Below are 723 nucleotides of genomic sequence, written 5' to 3' on the forward strand. Positions count from 1 at the left end.
ACCCAGGTGCGAATCGAACATTTTCAGGCGCCACTCTTTCTAAGATGGGTCTCGAAAGAGAGTGAACAGCCCGTTGCTGAATTGCCGGAACGACAGAATGCAGTAGGCAAGATATTGGTGCAGTAGGCAAGATATTAGTGCTATGGCCGGAACTCAGAGCTAAGAGGGATTGGGTTTAAGATCCTGCTTAGTCTAGCGGCTCTGTTTCATGCTGTTTAATTCGATTCTGTTTTATAGCGATCCCCTTATTAGTCGCTTATTTTGTTGATAATAAGAGGCTGAAAAAAGCGAATGATCATGGGTGTTATTTGATTACCGAGCAGGATCCCCAAGACATTGCCGTCGATTTCGGGTGATGGTGATATAGGGATGTAAACCTGAGGCATAAAGCTCAAAGTAATGATTATCCTGCCCTGCAAGTTTCCAATACTGTACTAGAATAAGGTCCCCTACCGAGATTGCCTCATCAATTGAGGCGTAAATTGTGGGTAACACTGTGGATAAGTGGTGGGTAGGGTGTGGCTATCCCGTATCTATTAAAAAAGGTAGTTTTAAGGGAGAAAAGCGCTTGCGCTCAGTCGGGATCTCCCTATAATACGCATCCACTGACACGGTACAGCAGGCCAAGTAACTTACCGCAAGGTTAGGAAATACGGGACTTGCAGCGTAATCAGTATCTCTTTTAACTAAGAGGTGAGAGTTAAATCTTCTCGGAGATGAGAC

The 723-nt window shown here is 44.8% G+C and carries 1 protein-coding gene; it reads right to left on the reverse strand.

Translation table 11 applies throughout. From position 1 onward, the window contains the following. Nucleotides 1-522: 522 nt before the first annotated feature. A partial coding sequence (locus CXF83_RS22725) for a hypothetical protein (RefSeq protein ID WP_232774991.1) occupies nt 523-723 on the reverse strand: 201 nt, incomplete at its 5' end.

Source organism: Shewanella sp. Choline-02u-19 (genome assembly GCF_002836205.1).
Lineage (GTDB): Bacteria > Pseudomonadota > Gammaproteobacteria > Enterobacterales > Shewanellaceae > Shewanella.